General features: G+C 72.1%; 16 protein-coding genes. 9 read left to right on the forward strand and 7 right to left on the reverse strand.

Annotated elements, in window-relative coordinates:
* Positions 1-13 precede the first annotated feature (13 nt).
* From AAC944_RS26305 to AAC944_RS26330, 6 genes are all read left to right on the forward strand, one after another.
* The gene (locus AAC944_RS26305; RefSeq protein WP_030624858.1) at positions 14-2,101 is read left to right on the forward strand and encodes a restriction endonuclease; all 2,088 of its coding nucleotides are present in this window, start codon (positions 14-16) and stop codon (positions 2,099-2,101) included.
* Positions 2,102-2,191: 90 nt separating this feature from the next.
* On the forward strand, positions 2,192-3,298 hold the full coding sequence (gene rlmN, locus AAC944_RS26310) for a dual-specificity RNA methyltransferase RlmN (protein WP_030624856.1): 1,107 nt from the start codon (positions 2,192-2,194) through the stop codon (positions 3,296-3,298).
* A 361-nt stretch (positions 3,299-3,659) separates the two neighbouring features.
* A complete protein-coding gene (locus tag AAC944_RS26315; protein WP_037773607.1) occupies positions 3,660-4,742 on the forward strand; it encodes a thiamine ABC transporter substrate-binding protein in 1,083 nt (360 codons plus the stop codon).
* Positions 4,718-6,427 carry an ABC transporter permease gene (locus AAC944_RS26320; protein ID WP_030624853.1) on the forward strand — a complete coding sequence of 570 codons (1,710 nt, stop codon included), beginning with the start codon at positions 4,718-4,720 and terminating at the stop codon, positions 6,425-6,427. The genes AAC944_RS26315 and AAC944_RS26320 overlap by 25 nt, the downstream gene beginning before the upstream one ends.
* Before the next feature lie 63 nt (positions 6,428-6,490).
* Entirely contained in the window at positions 6,491-7,516 is a 1,026-nt protein-coding gene (locus AAC944_RS26325; protein ID WP_030624851.1) for an ABC transporter ATP-binding protein, read from the forward strand.
* 175 nt (positions 7,517-7,691) lie between these two features.
* The gene (locus tag AAC944_RS26330) at positions 7,692-7,886 is read left to right on the forward strand and encodes a DUF397 domain-containing protein (RefSeq protein ID WP_030624847.1); all 195 of its coding nucleotides are present in this window, start codon (positions 7,692-7,694) and stop codon (positions 7,884-7,886) included.
* A gap of 117 nt (positions 7,887-8,003) precedes the next feature.
* Here the strand turns inward: AAC944_RS26330 and AAC944_RS26335 are convergent, their stop codons facing one another.
* From AAC944_RS26335 to AAC944_RS26350, 4 genes are all read right to left on the reverse strand, one after another.
* Complete coding sequence (locus tag AAC944_RS26335) at positions 8,004-9,149, reverse strand: hypothetical protein (RefSeq protein WP_368396457.1); 1,146 nt, start codon at positions 9,147-9,149, stop codon at positions 8,004-8,006.
* 20 nt (positions 9,150-9,169) lie between these two features.
* Entirely contained in the window at positions 9,170-9,907 is a 738-nt protein-coding gene (locus AAC944_RS26340; protein ID WP_030624841.1) for an ABC transporter ATP-binding protein, read from the reverse strand.
* Positions 9,908-10,201: 294 nt separating this feature from the next.
* Positions 10,202-11,596, reverse strand: coding sequence for an aspartate aminotransferase family protein (locus AAC944_RS26345; RefSeq protein ID WP_438272838.1), 1,395 nt, complete (start codon positions 11,594-11,596; stop codon positions 10,202-10,204).
* Positions 11,581-12,054, reverse strand: coding sequence for an Lrp/AsnC family transcriptional regulator (locus AAC944_RS26350; protein WP_037773605.1), 474 nt, complete (start codon positions 12,052-12,054; stop codon positions 11,581-11,583). The genes AAC944_RS26345 and AAC944_RS26350 overlap by 16 nt, the downstream gene beginning before the upstream one ends.
* A 206-nt stretch (positions 12,055-12,260) precedes the next feature.
* On the opposite strand from AAC944_RS26350, the gene AAC944_RS26355 reads away from it, so the two are divergent.
* Entirely contained in the window at positions 12,261-13,715 is a 1,455-nt protein-coding gene (locus tag AAC944_RS26355) for a gamma-aminobutyraldehyde dehydrogenase (protein WP_030624834.1), read from the forward strand.
* A 126-nt stretch (positions 13,716-13,841) separates the two neighbouring features.
* Positions 13,842-15,014 (forward strand): polyamine ABC transporter substrate-binding protein, encoded by a 1,173-nt coding sequence (locus AAC944_RS26360; RefSeq protein ID WP_030624830.1) that lies wholly within the window; start codon positions 13,842-13,844, stop codon positions 15,012-15,014.
* Here AAC944_RS26360 and AAC944_RS26365 read toward each other — a convergent pair whose 3' ends face one another.
* Both AAC944_RS26365 and AAC944_RS26370 read right to left on the reverse strand, forming a co-directional pair.
* A complete protein-coding gene (locus AAC944_RS26365; RefSeq protein WP_051872426.1) occupies positions 15,015-15,578 on the reverse strand; it encodes a DUF2690 domain-containing protein in 564 nt (187 codons plus the stop codon).
* 101 nt (positions 15,579-15,679) lie between these two features.
* Positions 15,680-16,702 (reverse strand): adenosine deaminase, encoded by a 1,023-nt coding sequence (locus AAC944_RS26370; protein WP_030624824.1) that lies wholly within the window; start codon positions 16,700-16,702, stop codon positions 15,680-15,682.
* Between the two features lie 208 nt (positions 16,703-16,910).
* Between AAC944_RS26370 and AAC944_RS26375 the strand changes: the two genes are divergently transcribed.
* On the forward strand, positions 16,911-17,666 hold the full coding sequence (locus tag AAC944_RS26375) for a DUF4190 domain-containing protein (protein ID WP_051872425.1): 756 nt from the start codon (positions 16,911-16,913) through the stop codon (positions 17,664-17,666).
* A gap of 40 nt (positions 17,667-17,706) precedes the next feature.
* Here AAC944_RS26375 and ybiA read toward each other — a convergent pair whose 3' ends face one another.
* A complete protein-coding gene (ybiA, locus tag AAC944_RS26380) occupies positions 17,707-18,291 on the reverse strand; it encodes a riboflavin biosynthesis intermediates N-glycosidase (protein ID WP_037773603.1) in 585 nt (194 codons plus the stop codon).
* Between the last annotated feature and the right edge of the window lie 64 nt (positions 18,292-18,355).

Here is an 18,355-nt window from a genome sequence, read left to right on the forward strand (position 1 = left end):
GGCCAGGGCGCATATGAGCCGTCGTTCCACCGGACTGATCGCCACCTGGGCGGAGATCCAGCGCCGGCAGCAGCGCCAGGAGGAGGCGCGGCGTCGTACCTGGGAGCAGCAGCAACGGGAGCAGGAGCGGCAGGAGCGCGCGGCGCAGCGGGCGGCCGCACGCAGCCGGCGGGAGGAGCAGGCGGCCTACCGGCAGCGGCGGGAGGCCGACGCGCGCCGGCGCACCGAGGAGCTGGACGCGCAGGTGGAGAGGGTGCGGAACCTCCTGTCGTCGGGGTGTGCCGCTCCCGCGTTCACGCCTGCCGCGCTCGCCCGGCCCGAACGGGTGGAGCCCTTCGCGCCGGGCCGGCTCGGTGTGCCCGTACCGATGCCGGACCCGAACGCCTATCAGCCGCAGTCACCGGTCGGCTGGGGCCCGGGGGCGAACCGGCAGGCGCAGGAGCAGGCCCGCGCGCGGTACGAGCACGACCGGCGGGCGGCTCAGGCGGCCGAGGCCCAGCGGCAGCACCAGCTCGCGCTCTACCACCAGCAGTACCAGCAGTGGGCGGACGAACAGCTTGCGGAGATCCGCCGGCACAACGCCGGCATCGCGGAGCTGACCGCCGCCCTCCGCCGGGGCGAGCCGGACTCGGTGGTGGAGTACTTCACCGCTGCGCTCTACGCCTCGCAAGGGTGGCCGCACGACTTTCCCCACCAAGTGACCGCCTCGTTCGACGCCGCCGCCCGGCAGCTCGTCCTGAACCGGGAGCTGCCCGATGACGCGGTCGTCCCGGAGGCGTCGCTGGTGCGGTACATGCCCGGCGCCGACCGGGACAAGGAGGTCCGGCGGCCGGCCGTCGAACGCCGGGCCCTGTACCGCGACGTCCTGGCGCAGTGCGTGCTGCTGGCGCTGCGCGACCTCTTCGCCGCCGATCAGTTCGGCGTGCTGGACTCGGTGGTCCTCAACGGGTTCGTGGACGGCACCGACCCGGCCACCGGCCATCGCGCGCAGGTCTTCCTGGCCACGGTGACGGTCTCGCGCGCCGACTTCGCCAGGCTGAACCTGACGCAGGTCAGTGCGCCGGACTGCCTGGTGGACGGCCTCCGCGGCCGGCTCTCCGACCGCCCGGACCGGCGCGCCGGGGTACGCCCGGACCGGTTGCCCGGTGACGGCGGTGGCAGTGTGGCCTCCCAGGGGGACGGCGAGGAGCCGGACCTGTACGAGATGGACCCGCTGCGGTTCGAGGAGCTCGTGGCGGAGCTGTTCCGGGCCATGGGGATGCAGGCGGTCACCACGGCGCGGTCGGGTGACGGGGGCGTGGACGTGGACGCGCTGGACCCGGACCCGATCCGGGGCGGCAAGATCGTCGTGCAGGTGAAGCGGTACCGCAACACGGTGCCGCCGAGCGCGGTGCGCGATCTGTACGGCACGGTGCAGGCCGCCGGCGCGAACAAGGGCGTACTGATCACCACCTCCGCCTTCGGTCCCGGCTCGCACGCCTTCGCCAACGGCAAACCGCTGACCCTCGTCGCCGGCACCGAACTGGTGGACCTCCTGAGCCGCCACGGCCTGAGCGGGCGCCTCGGTGGCGCCGCCGCGCGGCAGGAAGCCGCCACGGACCCCGAAGCCGACCTGGACGACACCAGCGTGCTGGGCCTGACCTGGTCCGGAGCCGTGTCCCTGGACGTGTGCGCGCTCGTCTGCCAGGGGAACCGCATCCTCAGCGAGGACCGGTTCGTCTTCTACAACAACCCGCGCACCCCCGACGGCAGCGTCCGGATGATGCCTGCCGTCGCCCCGGACAAGGCAGCGGTCTGGGTCCGCTTCGAGCACCTTCCTCCCCAGGCGGACCGGCTCGTCCTGGTCGCCGCCGTCGACCCCGAGACCCATCCCGACGCGGACCTGTCCGGCTTCTCCGACGCCCGGCTCCGCCTGTCGGACCCCTCGGGAACAGCGATCGACGAACTCCAGGTCTCCGACGGCCGCCCCGGCGAGACCGCCCTCGTCCTGGGCTCCTTCCGCAGACGCTCCAGCGGCGACTGGTCCTTCGTCCCCGGCGGCAAGGGCTACCCGGACGGCCTGGTCCCCCTGGTCGAGGAGTACGGCATCGAGGTCGCCTAGCCCCGCCCGCGCCGCAGCGCGAACGAGGTGACCGTCCCCACCTCCGCTGCCCCGGAAGCGGCCCGGATGATCTGCGACACTGGACGGACCATGCCTGCACCTGGAGAACTTACTTTTGTCGCGCCGCGGGGGGCCAAGAAGCCGCCGCGGCATCTTGCCGATCTTTCGCCTGCTGAGCGTAAGGAGGCCGTGGCGGCGATCGGGGAGAAGCCGTTCCGCGCCAAGCAGCTGTCGCAGCACTACTTCGCGCGGTACGCGCACGACCCGGAGCAGTGGACGGACATCCCGGCCGCGGCGCGGGAGAAGCTGGCGGCCGAGATGCTGCCGGAGCTGATGAGTGTGGTGCGGCACATCTCGTGCGACGACGACCAGACCCGTAAGACGCTGTGGAAGCTGTTCGACGGGACGCTGGTCGAGTCGGTGCTCATGCGGTACCCGGACCGGGTGACGATGTGCATCTCCTCGCAGGCCGGGTGCGGGATGAACTGCCCGTTCTGCGCGACGGGGCAGGCGGGGCTGGACCGGAACCTGTCGACGGCCGAGATCGTTCATCAGATTGTTGATGGCATGCGGGCGCTGCGGGACGGGGAGATCCCGGGTGGGCCGGCGCGGCTGTCGAACATTGTGTTCATGGGCATGGGCGAGCCGCTCGCCAACTACAACCGGGTGACGGGGGCCATCCGGCGGCTGACCGACCCCGAGCCGGACGGGCTGGGGCTGTCGCAGCGGGGGATCACGGTGTCCACGGTGGGCCTGGTGCCGGCGATGCTGCGCTTCGCCGACGAAGGCTTCAAGTGCCGGCTGGCCGTCTCGCTGCACGCGCCGGACGACGAGCTGCGGGACACGCTCGTACCGGTGAACACGCGCTGGAAGGTGCGTGAGGTGCTGGACGCGGCGTGGACGTACGCCGAGAAGTCCGGGCGGCGGATCTCGATCGAGTACGCGCTGATCCGGGACATCAACGACCAGGCGTGGCGAGGGGACCTGCTCGGGCGGCTGCTCAAGGGCAAGCGGGTGCATGTGAACCTCATTCCGCTGAACCCCACGCCCGGCTCGAAGTGGACCGCCTCGCGGCCCGAGGACGAGAAGGCGTTCGTCGAGGCGATCGCGTCGCACGGCGTGCCGGTGACGGTACGGGACACCCGTGGCCAGGAGATCGACGGCGCCTGCGGGCAGCTCGCGGCCTCGGAGCGCTGAGGGCCCCGGGCCCCGGGACCGCCCGGGACCGGAGTGCTGAGGCCCCCCGGGACCGCCCGGGACCGGAGTGCTGAGGGCCCCGGCGAAGCACGTGGGCCCTCGGAAGGCCGTGGGCGCGCTGGTACCGTGGCGTCGAACGTTTTTACATCGCGAATAACGCACACACCATCCGACAGGGGAGCGCCACAGCGCTGAGAGTGCGGGCAGCGAAGCCGATGCCGCTGCCGCAGACCCTTGAACCTCGCCCGGGTCATTCCGGGTAGGAAGTTCGGTCTCCTCATGCTGTTGCGCCCCGCCCGCGGCACCGGTCCCACCGGACGCCGCGGGCGGGGCCGCGTCTCTTCCTGGCCAGCCAGGAGGAATGAAACCAGTGAGCACCATCAGGAAGGCCGCGGTGGCGGCCGTCGCCGTCGCGCTGGGCGGTACGGCGTTGGCCGGCTGCGGCGGATCCGGTGGCGACCAGGCCGCCGACGCCAAGACCGTCAGGCTCGTCTCGCACGACTCCTTCGCCGTCTCGAAGTCCGTGCTGAAGGAGTTCGAGCGGAGCAGCGGTTACAAGGTGCAGATGGTCAAGGGCGGGGACGCCGGGAAGGCCGTCAACCAGGCGGTGCTGACCAAGGACAACCCGCAGGGCGACGTCTTCTTCGGCATCGACAACACGCTGCTGTCGCGCGGGCTGGACGAGGGGCTGTTCACGCCGTACGAGGCCAAGGGGCTGTCCGGGGTGCCGGACGAACTGCAGCTGGACAAGGCGCAGCACCGGGTCACGCCCGTCGACTACGGCGACATCTGCGTCAACTACGACAAGGCGTACTTCGAGAAGCGCGACATCGCGCCGCCGAAGACGTTCGGTGACCTGGTGAAGCCGCAGTACAAGGGGCTGCTGGTCACCGAGAACTCGGCCACGTCGTCGCCGGGGCTGGCGTTCCAGCTCGGGACGATCGCGGAGTACGGCCAGGACGGCTGGCAGGGTTACTGGAAGAAGCTCAAGGCCAACGGCGTCGAGGTCGTGGACGGCTGGGAGCAGGCGTACTACGAGCGGTTCTCCGGAGCCGGGGGCGGCAAGGGGGACAAGCCGCTGGTCGTCTCCTACGCCTCCAGCCCGCCGGCCGAGGTGATGGACAAGAAGCCGGCACCGAAGGAGGCGCCGACCGGCGTCGCCACCGGTACCTGCTTCCGGCAGACCGAGTTCGCCGGACTGCTGAAGGGCGCGGCGAACGAGAAGGGCGGCAAGGCGCTGCTGGACTTCCTGATCAGCAAGAAGTTCCAGGAGGACATGCCGCTGCAGATGTTCGTCAACCCGGTGGTCGAGGGCGCGAAGGTGCCCGAGCTGTTCACCAAGTACGGGCAGAAGATCGACGACCCGAAGACGGTGGCGCCCGACGAGATCAGCAGGAACCGCGAACAGTGGATCAAGCAGTGGTCGTCGCTCGTCCTGAAGTAGAGCGCGAGGCGGCCGGGCAGGGCCGGGACACCGCGGGGCGCCGCGCCACGGCGGCCCGGCTCGCGCTGATGGCCCTGCCGTTCGCCTTCTTCGTGCTCTTCTTCGCCTACCCCGTCGCCACGATCGTCGGGCGGGGGCTGCGGGAGGGCGGCAGCTGGCGGTTCGGGCGGGCGGCGGACGTGCTCGCCGATCCCGACCTGCTGCACGTGCTGTGGTTCACCGTCTGGCAGGCGGTGGCCTCCACGGCACTCACGCTGCTGATCGCGCTCCCCGGCGCGTACGTCTTCGCGCGCTTCGAATTCCCCGGAAAGAGGCTGTTGCGGGCGGTCGTCACCGTGCCCTTCGTGCTGCCCACCGTCGTCGTCGGCTCCGCCTTCCTGGCGCTCGTCGGCCGCGGCGGGCTGCTGGACGACCTGTGGGGCGTACGGCTGGACACCTCGGTCCGGGCGATCCTGCTCGCGCACGTCTTCTTCAACTACGCGGTGGTCGTACGGACCGTCGGCGGGCTCTGGGGCGCGCTGGACCCGCGTCAGGAGGAGGCCGCGCGGGTGCTCGGCGCCGGGCGGTTCGCGGCCTGGCGGCGGGTGACGCTGCCCGCGCTGGCGCCCGCGGTGGCCGCCGCCGCCCTGATGGTCTTCCTCTTCACCTTCACCTCCTTCGGGATCGTGCAGATCCTCGGGGGCCCGCGCTTCGCCACCCTCGAGGTGGAGATCTACCGGCAGACCGCCGACTTCCTGGACCTGCCGACCGCCGCCGTGCTCACCCTGCTCCAGTTCGCCGCGGTCCTGGCCCTGCTCGCGCTGCACGCGTGGACGGTCCGGCGCCGCGAGAGCGCGCTCAAGCTCGTCGACGCCTCCCGTACGGCGCGCCGGCCGCGCGGCGCCGGGCAGTGGGCGCTGCTGTGGAGCACGCTCGGGGTGATCGCCGTACTGCTGGTGCTGCCGCTGGCCGTACTGGTGGAGCGGTCCTTCGCCGGGCCCGACGGCTACGGCCCGGTCTTCTACCGTGCGCTGCAGGCCGCGGCCGCCGCCGACTCGACGTTCACCGTGCCGCCGCTGGCCGCCCTGTGGAACTCGCTGGAGTACGCGGTGGCGGCGACGGCGATCGCCCTCGTCATCGGGGGACTCGCCGCGGCCGCGCTGGCCCGGCGCGGCGGCGGCCGGCTCGTCCGCGGCTTCGACGCGCTGCTCATGCTGCCGCTCGGCGTCTCCGCCGTGACCGTCGGCTTCGGCTTCCTGATCACCCTGGACGAGCCGCCGCTGGACCTGCGCTCCTCCTGGTGGCTGGTACCGCTGGCGCAGGCGCTGGTGGGCGTGCCGTTCGTCGTACGGACCATGCTGCCGGTGCTGCGCGCGGTCGACGGGCGGCTGCGGGAGGCCGCGGCCGTACTGGGCGCCGCGCCGTGGCAGGTCTGGCGTGAGGTGGACCTGCCGCTGGTGCGGCGGGCGCTGCTGATCGCGGCGGGCTTCGCGTTCGCCGTCTCGCTCGGCGAGTTCGGCGCGACGGTGTTCATCGCGCGCCCGGACCGGCCCACGCTGCCCGTGGCCGTGGCCCGGCTGCTGGGCCGCGCGGGGGAGCTCAACTACGGGCAGGCGATGGCCCTGTCGACGATTCTGATGGTGGTGTGCGCGGGGGCGCTGCTGGCGCTGGAGCGGGTACGCACCGACCGGACGGGAGAGTTCTAGGTGAACGGCACACCGGCCGACACGGCAGCCGAGTCCGTTGCGGCGGAGGACGCGCCCGCGCCCTTGCTGCGGCTCGGCGGCCTCACCGTGCGCTTCGGGGCGCACACCGCGCTGGACACGGTGGACCTGGACGTCGCCGAGCACGAGACCGTCTGCGTCCTCGGGCCCAGCGGCAGCGGAAAGTCCACGCTGCTGCGGGTGATCGCCGGACTGCAGCAGGCCGACGCGGGAGAGGTCGTACTGGACGGCCAGGACCTGCGTACCGTACCGACGCACCGGCGCGGCGTCGGGCTGATGTTCCAGGACCACCAGCTCTTCCCGCAGCGCGACGTGGCCGGAAACGTCGCCTTCGGGCTGCGGATGCGCGGCACCGCGCGGGCCGAGCGGGACCGCAAGGTCGCCGAACTGCTCGACCTGGTCGGCCTCCCCGGCGCCCAGCACCGCGCCGTCGGCTCGCTCTCCGGCGGCGAGCAGCAGCGCGTCGCGCTGGCCAGGGCGCTGGCGCCCGGGCCCCGGCTGCTCATGCTGGACGAACCGCTCGGCCAGCTCGACCGCGGCCTGCGCGAGCGCCTCGTGGTCGAACTGCGGCGGCTCTTCGGCGAGTTGGGGACGACCGTGCTGGCGGTGACGCACGACCAGGGCGAGGCCTTCGCGCTCGCCGACCGGGTGGTGATCATGCGGGACGGGCGGATCGCGCAGACCGGCACGCCGCTGGAGGTCTGGCAGCGCCCGGCCGGTGAATTCGTCGCCCGCTTCCTCGGCTTCGACAATGTCGTACCGGCCACGGTCACCGGCGAGGCCGCCGACACGCCCTGGGGCAAGGTGCCGGTCCCGGACGGTACGGCGGAGGGCACCTGCCGCCTCCTCGTCCGCCCGGCCGGGGTCCGCCTGGTCCCGGCCCGCGAGGGCCTGCCCTGCACGGTCGCGGCGCGTACCTTCCGCGGTACGCACGTCGCGCTGCGACTGCGCCCGGCGAGCGGACCCGAACTGGACGCGGCCTGCGCACTTGCGGACGCGCCGGAGGTGGGCGACCGGGTGGGCGCGGCGTTCACGGCGGGGGATGTGGTGGTTCTGCCGACGGAGGGGTGAACCGCTTACGGGAAGGGCCTCCCCGTGAGCGGTTCACTCAGACCCAGGTGTGGGGCGGTGCTGTCGCGCCGCCCAGAACAGGCCGGTTCCCGTTCACCCGCCTCGGAGACTGTTTGAGGCCGCGGCGTGCCCGGGTAGGCAGGATCGCGTCAATTCCCCTGACGGGAGGAGCACCATGGACAAGGTCATCGACCTGACCGACGCGACGTGGCGCAAAAGCAGCAGGAGTCAGGCGAGCGACAATTGTGTGGAGGTCGCAGACGACTTCCCCGGTGTTGTGCCCGTGCGCGACTCCAAGGACCCGAGTGGCCCGGTGGTGGTCTTCGGCGCTGCGGCCTGGACGACTTTCGTCCGGTCGCTCAGGGATTAGGCTCAGCCGGAACTGACCCGCTTGCCTCGCAGTTCTACCGCGTACGTGGGCGGTACTGAGCCGTGTCGAAGGCTGACCGGTGGACCGTCGGCCAGACTGCGCCGACGGTCCCGCTGCTCACCCCGTCAGCGGTCCCGCCGCCAGATGTGCGACGCCGCCCGTGACCGCGGCCAGGGCCACGACCAGGACGGACGCGCGGAGGGCCGCGGCGCGGCGGAGGAGGCCGGCGGGGGTGCCGATGCGGCGGAGGGCTTCCGTCGTCGCGGCGCGGGCCGTGCGGGATTCGGCGGCGGCGAGGAGGACGCTGAGCGCCGTGCAGGCCAGTACCAGGCCGGCGCCGAGCGCGGTGAGCGGGCCGAAGGAGGCATGGCTGCCGGGGCCGTCCAGGGCGAAAGCGCCGGGGCCGTACACGACGTACCCGGCGTAGCCGCCGGACGCGGCCGCCATCAGGACGCCGAGCGGGCGGCCCACCCGGCGGGATTCCTCCTGGAGCACCCGGCCGGCCAGCAGCCGTACCGCGCCGCTGCGGCCCGTGCCCAGGACGCGCCCGGTCAGGTGCACCAGCCCGGGCGCGGCCAGTACCAGGCCGGCCGCCGACAGCAGCCAGCCGGTCAGCGCGCCCGCCTCGCCGGTGACCAGCCCGCCGGGCAGCGGCAGCAGCCGGGCGCCGGGGCCGGTGTGGCCCGACGCGTAGACCTCCAGGGCGAGGCCGGCCGCGGTGAGCGCGATGCCCCAGGGCAGGCCTGCCGGGGTGCCGGGCGTGCGGGGCGGGGCGTCGGCGCACGGCGTGGACGGCTCGTTCCGGCCCGGGCGGAGAGACAGGGCGGTCGCGACGGCGGCGACCACGGGGACGGCCGCGAGCAGCACGCCGACCGCGCCGTACGGGAGCGGGAACCGGCCGAGCAGCGCCTCCGGGCCCACCGGCGTACCGCCCAGGCCGCCGCGCAGCCGCAGGAAGACCAGCAGGCCCAGCACGCAGCCCAGGGCGCAGGCGAGCACGGTCGAGGCGGCGGCGGTCAGGGTGAGCCGGACCGGGCCGAGGCCGGCGGCGCTCATGCCCTCGCGCAGCCGGGCCGCCGGGTCCGTACGGGCCACGGCGACGGCGAGCTGCGCGGTGGCGGCCAGCGGGACCAGGCACCAGGCCAGCCGCAGCACCGAGCCCGCGGTGTCGCGCGGCGTGTCGACGGCGTGGCCGAGCGTGGCCAGCAGCAGGAAGGCCGTGCCGGCCGCCGCCATGACGACCAGCAGGCGGCGCAGTTGCACCGCCGCGCGAGCGCCCCGGGCTAGACGGAGAGCGAGCACTCTTCCCTGCCTTCCGTCTCTGCGGGGCCCTCGGCCGCGGCGGCACCGGAGCGCCGGCCGTCCAGCAGGGCGAGGGTGCGGTCGGCGAGAGTGGCCGCTTCGGCTTCCTGGGTGGCCAGTACGACGCTGAAGGCGTGGCTGCGGGCGGCGTTGACGATCGTCCGGAGCACCTGGGCGGCGTCGGCGCGGTGCAGCGGCGCGGTCGGCTCGTCGGCGAACAGCACCTGCGGCCCCGTGGCCAGCGCACGTGCCACGGACACGCGCTGCTGCTGTGCCCGGTCCAGGGCCGCGGGCCGCCGCTTGGCGCAGTCCGCCACGTCCAGCCGCTCCAGCCACTCGCCGGCGGCCTGCTTGGCCGCCCGGTGGCCCTCGCCGCGCACCAGGAGCGGCAGCGCGGCGTTCTCCCAGGCGGTCAGCTCGGGGACCAGCCGGGGTTCGGTGCCGATCCAGCCGAAGCGGTCGAGCCGGAGGCGTTCCCGGCTGGTCGCGGAGAGGGTGTGGACCGGATGGCTGTGGAACCAGACCTCGCCGCTGTCGGCGACGAGCTGCCCCGAAAGGCACTTCAGGAGCGTGGTCTTGCCGCTGCCGCGCGGACCGGTGACGGCCAGGATCTCCCCTTCGCGCACACCGAGGGAGATGCCGGTGAGTGCGGGGCTCTGACCGTGGGCGTGGTGCAGTCCGCGAGCCCATAGAACGTCGTTGTCGGGCGGGGCCACCATCTGCGCACCTCGTGCTCGCTCGCGTCCTTCGTTCCCCTGACCGGGTGAACGACCATGGAGGGTATCGGTCACAAGCACGGTAGGTACTGCCGGGTCCCGCCATTCACCGGTCAGCACGGAAGACGGCCGAGGTTCACTCATATGGCTTGATATGAGTGACCTCGGCCGCCGGGTGTTCCGTTATCCGGTGCCCCTCCTCGGGGACCGTCGAGCAGGTCGGGCGGAGCGGGTTCCGTGGCCCCGCTCCGCCCGTTCCCTCCGGTGAGGGCCGGAGGGACAGCTCGGTACCGCGGATCAGAGCTTGGTCCAGGCCTCCGTGAGGACGCCGCGCAGGATCTGCTCGATCTCGTCGAACACCGACTGGTCGGCGATCAGCGGCGGGGCCAGCTGGATGACCGGGTCGCCGCGGTCGTCCGCACGGCAGTACAGACCGGCGTCGTACAGCGCCTTGGACAGGAAGCCGTACAGGACGCGCTCGGTCTCCTCGTCGTTGAACGACTCCTTGGTGACCTTGTCCTTGACGAGCTCGATGCCGTAGAAGAAGCCGTTGCCGCGGACGTCGCCGACGATCGGCAGGTCGTGCAGCTTCTGGAGGGTGGAGTAGAAGTTGCCCTCGTTCTCCAGGACGTGCTTGTTCAGGCCCTCGCGCTCGAAGATGTCGAAGTTCGCCAGCGCCACGGCCGAGGAGACCGGGTGGCCGCCGAAGGTGTAGCCGTGCAGGAAGGTGTTGTCGCCCTTGTAGAACGGCTCGGCCAGGCGGTCGGAGATGATGCAGGCGCCGATGGGGGAGTAGCCCGAGGTCATGCCCTTGGCGCAGGTGATCATGTCCGGGACGTAGCCGAACTTGTCGCACGCGAACATCGTGCCGAGGCGGCCGAACGCGCAGATGACCTCGTCGGAGACGAGCAGCACGTCGTACCGGTCGCAGATCTCGCGGACGCGCTGGAAGTACCCGGGCGGCGGCGGGAAGCAGCCGCCGGCGTTCTGCACCGGCTCCAGGAAGACCGCGGCGACGGTCTCCGGGCCCTCGAAGAGGATCTGCTGCTCGATCTGGTCGGCGGCCCAGCGGCCGAAGGCCTCGGGGTCGTCGCCGAAGAGCGGGGCGCGGTAGATGTTGGTGTTCGGCACCTTGTGCGCGCCGGGGACCAGCGGCTCGAAGGGGGCCTTCAGGCCCGGCAGGCCGGTGATCGACAGGGCGCCCTGCGGGGTGCCGTGGTAGGCCACCGCACGGGATATGACCTTGTGCTTGGTGGGCTTGCCGGTGAGCTTGAAGTACTGCTTGGCGAGCTTCCAGGCGGTCTCGACCGCCTCGCCGCCGCCGGTGGTGAAGAAGACCTTGTTCAGGTCGCCGGGCGCGTAGTGCGCCAGGCGCTCGGAGAGCTCGACGGCCTTGGGGTGGGCGTAGGACCACACCGGGAAGAAGGCGAGCTCCTGGGCCTGCTTGTACGCCGTCTCGGCCAGCTCGACGCGGCCGTGGCCCGCGTTGACCACGAAGAGGCCGGCGAGGCCGTCGATGTAGCGCTTGCCCTTGTCGTCGTAGATGTTGGTGCCCTCACCGCGGACGATGGTGGGTACCGGTGCGTTCTCGTACGACGACATGCGGGTGAAGTGCATCCACAGGTGGTCGTACGCCGTCTTGTCCGTGCTTGTCAGAGACGCGTCGGCGCTCATGGTTATCGCGTTCCCCAGGTATAGGTCTGCTTCTTGAGCTTCATGTAGACGAAGCTCTCGGTGGAGCGCACGCCGGGAAGCGTGCGGATGCGCTTGTTGATCACGTCCAGGAGGTGGTCGTCGTCCTCGCAGACGACCTCGATCAGCAGATCGAAGGAACCGGCGGTGACGACGCAGTACTCGACCTCGGACATGCCCGTGAGGGCCTCTGCCACGGGATCGACGTCGCCCTCGACGTTGATTCCGACCATTGCCTGCCGCCGGAAACCGACCGTGAGGGGGTCGGTGACGGCGACGATCTGCATCACACCCTGGTCGAGCAGCTTCTGTACGCGCTGCCGTACGGCCGCCTCGGACAGGCCCACGGCCTTGCCGATCGCGGCGTACGGACGGCGTCCGTCCTCCTGGAGCTGCTCGATGATCGCCAGGGAGACGGAGTCGATCGACGGAGTGCCGTTTCTGTCACGAGTGGCCACGTCCCTCACTGTGCACCAGGCTCGTCCGTCGCGCAAGCCCGATTCGGCGAAATCAGTTGTTCACTGAAGTCGCAGCCACGGAATCCGTTGTTACTGGCGCGTGGGTATGTCGAAAACGGGGATCGCATGGTTAGAGTGGGCGTCTCAACCACCGGACACCTGACACCGGTCATCTGACACCGGACACCTGACAGGAGGGGTCGCACGTGACCACCGAACTGCGTCGTCTGCGCAACTACATCGACGGGGAGTTCCGGGACGCCGCCGACGGCCGCACCACTGACGTGGTCAACCCGGCGACGGGCGAGGTGTACGCCACCGCCCCGCTGTCCGCGGCCGCCGATGTCGACGCCGCGATGGCCGCCGCGGAAGCCGCCTTCCCGGCCTGGCGCGACCTGATCCCGGCGGAGCGCCAGAAGGTGCTCCTGAAGATCGCCGACCGCTTCGAGGAGCGCGCCGAGGAACTGATCGCCGCCGAGTCCGAGAACTGCGGCAAGCCGATCGCCCTCGTACGCTCCGAGGAGATCCCGCCGATGGTGGACCAGATCCGCTTCTTCGCCGGTGCGGCGCGGATGCTGGAGGGCCGCTCGGCCGGCGAGTACATGGAGGGCCTGACCTCCATCATCCGGCGCGAGCCGGTCGGCGTCTGCGCCCAGGTCGCGCCCTGGAACTACCCGATGATGATGGCGGTGTGGAAGTTCGCGCCGGCCATGGCGGCGGGCAACACCGTCGTCATCAAGCCCTCGGACACCACCCCGGCGTCCACGGTCCTCATCGGCGAGATCATCGGTGGCGTGCTGGAGGAGCTCGGCCACTCCAAGGGCGTCTTCAACGTCGTCTGCGGTGACCGCGAGACCGGCCGCCTGATGGTCGAGCACCCCGTGCCCGCGATGGCCTCCATCACCGGCTCGGTCCGGGCCGGCATGCAGGTCGCCGAGTCCGCCTCCAAGGACCTCAAGCGGGTCCACCTGGAGCTGGGCGGCAAGGCCCCGGTCGTGGTCTTCGAGGACACCGACATCGCCAAGGCCGTCGAGGAGATCTCCACCGCCGGTTACTTCAACGCCGGCCAGGACTGCACGGCCGCCACCCGCGTGCTCGTCCAGGAGTCCATCCACGACGAGTTCGTGGCCGCGCTCGCGAAGGCCGCGGCGGACACCAGGACCGGCGCGGTCGACGACGAGGACGTGCTCTACGGCCCGCTGAACAACGCCAACCAGCTCCAGCAGGTCAAGGGCTTCATCGAGCGGCTGCCCGCGCACGCCAAGATCGAGGCGGGCGGCCGGCAGGTCGGCGAGAAGGGCTACTTCTTCGCCCCGACCGTCGTCTCCGGCCTCAAGCAGGACGACGAGATCATCCAGAACGAGGTCTTCGGCCCGGTCATCACGGTCCAGTCCTTCACCGACGAGGACCAGGCCACCGAGTGGGCCAACGGCGTGGAGTACGCGCTCGCCTCCTCGGTGTGGACCAAGGACCACGCCCGTGCCATGCGGATGTCCAAGAAGCTCGACTTCGGCTGCGTGTGGATCAACACCCACATCCCGCTCGTCGCCGAGATGCCGCACGGCGGCTTCAAGAAGTCCGGCTACGGCAAGGACCTCTCCGCCTACGGCTTCGAGGACTACACCCGCGTCAAGCACGTCATGACCTCGCTGGACGGCTGACGGCCGGCGTCGTCACGCCCGAGTCGGGCGCCGTGCGGGGCGCCTGACACACCGTCGCGGGCCGGGTCCCGGCGGCAGACGATCTGTCTGTTGCCGCCCCGGCCCGCGCCGGGTGAGAGTCCTCATATGGCTGGTCTTTCGCGGCGTGCGCTGCTCAGAGGTGTCGGTACGGTCGGATTCCTGGCGGCGGTGACGGGGTGCGGCGTACCGCCCGCGTACGTACGGGCCGGCGAGCGCGGGGCGCCCGACCGCTCGGCCGCCGACAAGTCCCTCACCTTCGCCAACTGGCCGCTCTACATCGACGTCGACGACCACGACGAGCAGAAGCGGCCCACGCTGGACGCCTTCGAGCGGCGCACCGGCATCTCGGTGACGTACACCGAGGAGATCAACGACAACGACGAGTTCTTCGGGAAGATCAGCCCCGCGCTGATGAACCACCAGCCCACCGGGCGCGACCTGATCGTCATCAGCGACTGGATGTGCTCCCGCTACGTACGGCTCGGCTGGGTCCAGGAGATGGACCGGGACCGCCAGCCCCACGTCGCGAAGTATCTGGACCCGTTGCTGCGCGAGCCCGCGTTCGACCCGGGCCGCAAGCACTGCGTCCCCTGGCAGTCCGGGATCACCGGCATCGCGTACCACCGCAGGAAGCTCGGCCGGGAGATCAAGCACACCAGCGACCTGTGGGCGGACGACCTGCGGGGCCGGGTGACCCTGCTGGCCGGCATGGACGAGGCGTTCGCGCTGCTCATGCAGGGCGACGGCGTGGACATCACGCGCTGGACCACCGACGACTTCCACACCATGACCGAGCGGATCGCGGCGCTCGTCCGCAGGAAGCACATCCGTCGCTTCACCGGCAACGACTACATCAAGGACCTGTCCTCGGGCGACGTGCTCGCCGCGCAGGCGTACTCCGGCGACGTCATCCAGCTCCAGGCCGACGACCCCGACATCGAGTTCGTGGTCCCCGAGGAGGGCGCCGAGCTGTGGTCGGAGAGCCTGATGATCCCCAACCTGGCCGCGCACAAGCGCAACGCGGAACGGCTCGTCGACCACTACTACGAGCCCGAGGTCGCCGCCGAGCTGGCGACCTGGGTCAACTACGTGTGCCCCGTACCGGCGGCACGGGACGTGCTGGCCTCGGCGAAGGACAAGGAGACCGCCGCACTGGCCGAGGACCCGCTGATCTTCCCGGACGACGGCATGCGCGGCCGGCTCGCCATCGCCCGGGACATCAGCTCCGCGGAGCGCCCGGAGCTCTCCAAGGAGTGGAACGCGATCGTGGGCCTGTGATCAGGACTGCGGCACGGCACTCTGGTCCGCGCCGATGCGTACCTCGTAGCCCGGTGCGATGTCCCGGTCCGGGTCGCCCTTGACGTACGTGCCGACGGCCTGCGCCGAGAAGGCGGGGCCGGCCGGGAGCATGGCCGTGTACTGGGTCCGCCCCGTGCGCACGGGCTTGCGCTGCTTCTTCGTCGGGGAGACGGCGATCTCGATCGTGTCGCCCACCGAGGCGCCGGTCAGCTTGCCCCACACCGCCCGGCAGCTGGGGCTGTAACGGATCTCGACCCGCATGCTGCCGGCCGTCTCGTCCGCCAGCGTCCTCGCGTCAGGGGCGCAGCGGGTCTCCTTCGGGTCCAGCCCGTCGCATTCCGCCAGCAGGCAGGTGGGCGGTGCGGTCGCCGGCACGGCGGCGGACGGGGCGGGCGGCCCGGCCCCGGCGCCCGACCCGGCGCCGCCGCCGTCCGCGAGCAGGGGAATGCCCACGGTCAGCCCCGTCGTCACCGCGGCCACGATCACGGCCCCGAGCAGGGTCTCGGGGCCGTGTCTCCGTACCCATGAGTTCTCGCCGGCCACGCCACCTCCCGATGTACGTGTACACGTCATCAGAAGGGTAGGCGGGCGCGGCCGGATACGACCCGGGCAGAACCGGCCGTTGTGGCGTCGGGGTCCGTGGGTCAGCGGCGCCAGGAGGCGGTGTACGTGTCGATCTCGGCGGCGAGCCGGGCCTTGGCCGGGCCGTCCATGAAGGACGCCTCGACGGCGTTCTTCGCCAGCGCGGCGAGGCCCGCCTCGTCCAGCCCCAGCAGCCGCGCGGCCACCCCGTACTCGGTGTTCAGGTCCGTGCCGAACATCGGCGGGTCGTCGCTGTTGACCGTCACGAGCACGCCGGCCGCGACCATCTCCTTGATCGGATGTTCGTCGAGGGTGCGGACGGCGCGGGTGGCGATGTTGGAGGTCGGGCAGACCTCCAGCGGGATGCGGTGCTCGGCGAGGTGGGCCAGCAGCTTCGGGTCCCGCACGGAGCTGGTGCCGTGGCCGATGCGCTCGGCGCGCAGCTCGGTCAGCGCGTCCCAGACGGTCTCCGGGCCCGTCGTCTCGCCGGCGTGCGGCACGGAGTGCAGGCCCTCGGCGATCGCGCGGTCGAAGTACGGCTTGAACTGCGGACGCGGTACGCCTATCTCGGGGCCGCCGAGGCCGAACGAGACCAGCCCCTCGGGCTTGAGCTCGCAGGCGATCCGGGCGGTCTCCTCCGCCGATTCCAGGCCGGCCTCGCCGGGGATGTCGAAGCACCAGCGCAGCGTGACGCCGAGCTCCGCCTCGGCGGACTTGCGGGCGTCCTCGATGGCCTCGACGAACGCGGCGTCCGGGATGCCGCGCCGGGTGGAGCTGTACGGGGTGACGGTCAGCTCGGCGTAACGGATGTTCTGCCGCGCCATGTCGCGGGCGACCTCGTACGTCAGCAGGCGCACGTCCTCGGCGTCGCGGATCAGGTCCACCACGGAGAGGTAGACCTGGATGAAGTGCGCGAAGTCGCGGAAGGTGAAGTAGTCCGCCAGCGCCTCGGGGTCGGTGGGCACCGTGGAGTCGGGGTGGCGGGCGGCCAGCTCGGCGACGATGCGGGGGGAGGCCGATCCGACATGGTGGACGTGCAGCTCCGCCTTGGGCAGGCCCGCGATGAATGCGTCGAGATCGGACAACAGTGCCTCCTGGTCGGCGGAGCGTGGGCCGGCGGGCGCCGGCCGGTCGTCATCGTATGCGGGACGGTCCGGACGGCTGCGCGGCGGCCGGACAGGTCCCGGGCCGCGCGGCCCCGGTCGGCGGCTCCGAGGCCCCGTCGGCCCCGAGGTCCCGGGGCCGGCGGCCGGGACCGGGTCTTAGCATGGAGCCAGCCAATGGGGGAGTGACATGTCCGACAGCCAGCAGCCCGAGCCGCGCGACCCGTGGGCGCCGCCGCCCGAGGGCCGGGAGACGCCGCGCCGGCCGGAGGCCGGGACGCCGGGGCTGCCGCCGTACGGCATGCCGGTGCACGACCGGCCGACCACGGGCGCCGGCTTCGCCGTCCCCGCCCCGCCGCCCGCCCCCGGGCACGCCGCGGCCCCCGGCGCCCCGTACGGCGGCGGCCCGCAGAGCGGATACGGCGCGCCGCACGCCCCGCAGCCGTACGGCTCCCGGCCGGCCCCCGGCGCGTACGGTCCGCAGCACCCCGGCGCCGGGACTCCGGGCGCCGCGCGGTACGGCGCGGGGGCCCCGGGCGGACCCGGCTGCCCGGGCATACCCGGCGCCGGGCCCTACCCCACGGCAGGCGGGCCCGGTGCGCAGGCCGGCCGGCCAGGGCAGCCGGACAACGGCATGGGCGTCGCCGCGCTCGTCCTCGGCATCCTCGGCATCGTCTCCAGCCTCACCCTCCTCTTCGGCGTCGTCCTGGGCGTCCTCGGGATCGTCTTCGGCGCCATCGGCCGGGCCAAGGCCGGGCGGGGCGAGGCGACCAACGGCGGCATGGCCCTGGCCGGACTGCTCTGCGGCGTGGCCGGCGTCCTCGTCAGCGTCCTCCTGATCGTCGCGATCATCGTCGGGGTCAGCAAAGGAAGCGACGCCACCCCCTACGACGACTACTCCGACACCTACAACGCGGCCCCCGCAGCGCCCGGTCCGGCCCGCTGACCCCGCCCCGGCCGACCATGAAGGCCCCCGGCCCGGCAGCTCAGCCCCGCTCCGCCGCCAGCCGCTGGCGGGCCTCCATCAGCGCGAAGCCCAGCAGATTCAGCCCCTGCCAGCGGGCCGGGTCCGCAGCGCGCTCGTCGTCAGCGGTCAGCCCGATGCCCCATATCCGGTCCACCGGGCTCGTCTCGACGAGCACCCGCTCCCCGGTGCCCAGCAGATAGTCGCGCAGGGCCGCGTCCTGCCCGAACTTGTGCAGGCTTCCCTCGACCACCAGCTCGTACCGCCGGCGCTGCCAGGTCTCCTCGTCGAAGCCGCGCACCGTCCGGCCCGCGTCCTTGGCCTGCTTGGGATGGCCGGCGCGCAGCACCCGCTGCAGCGCCTGGCGGTCGCCGAACAGCCGCGCCTTCCCGGCCATCATCCAGTGCTCCGCCGTGGCGTACCGCACGCCGTCCACCATGAACGGCGCCGGCCACCACTGGCTGAAGCAGCTCGCCCCCAGGGCGCCGTCCCGGCGCGGCGTATGCCCCCAGAAATAGACGTACTTGTACTTACCGCCGGTCTCCAGCGCGGTGCACAGCTCCGCCACCGACCGCGGCCCGTCGGCCACGCTTCCCTCTGTCGTCATCCCCGCCGCCCCCACTTTCTCCCCTGTCCGTCTTCCCCGGTCCTGCACCATGCCGGGATTCTGT

The organism is Streptomyces sclerotialus, assembly GCF_040907265.1.
Taxonomy (GTDB): domain Bacteria; phylum Actinomycetota; class Actinomycetes; order Streptomycetales; family Streptomycetaceae; genus Streptomyces; species Streptomyces sclerotialus.

What these genes read in the sequence shown, in the direction of transcription:
- AAC944_RS26305 (WP_030624858.1), top strand. Translation starts at nt 14, where the DNA reads ATGAGCCGTCGTTCCACCGGACTGATCGCCACCTGGGCGGAGATCCAG.
- rlmN (WP_030624856.1), top strand. Translation starts at nt 2,192, where the DNA reads ATGCCTGCACCTGGAGAACTTACTTTTGTCGCGCCGCGGGGGGCCAAG.
- AAC944_RS26315 (WP_037773607.1), top strand. Translation starts at nt 3,660, where the DNA reads ATGAAACCAGTGAGCACCATCAGGAAGGCCGCGGTGGCGGCCGTCGCC.
- AAC944_RS26330 (WP_030624847.1), top strand. Translation starts at nt 7,692, where the DNA reads ATGGACAAGGTCATCGACCTGACCGACGCGACGTGGCGCAAAAGCAGC.
- AAC944_RS26340 (WP_030624841.1), bottom strand. Translation starts at nt 9,907, where the DNA reads ATGGTGGCCCCGCCCGACAACGACGTTCTATGGGCTCGCGGACTGCAC.
- AAC944_RS26360 (WP_030624830.1), top strand. Translation starts at nt 13,842, where the DNA reads ATGGCTGGTCTTTCGCGGCGTGCGCTGCTCAGAGGTGTCGGTACGGTC.
- AAC944_RS26375 (WP_051872425.1), top strand. Translation starts at nt 16,911, where the DNA reads ATGTCCGACAGCCAGCAGCCCGAGCCGCGCGACCCGTGGGCGCCGCCG.
- ybiA (WP_037773603.1), bottom strand. Translation starts at nt 18,291, where the DNA reads ATGACGACAGAGGGAAGCGTGGCCGACGGGCCGCGGTCGGTGGCGGAG.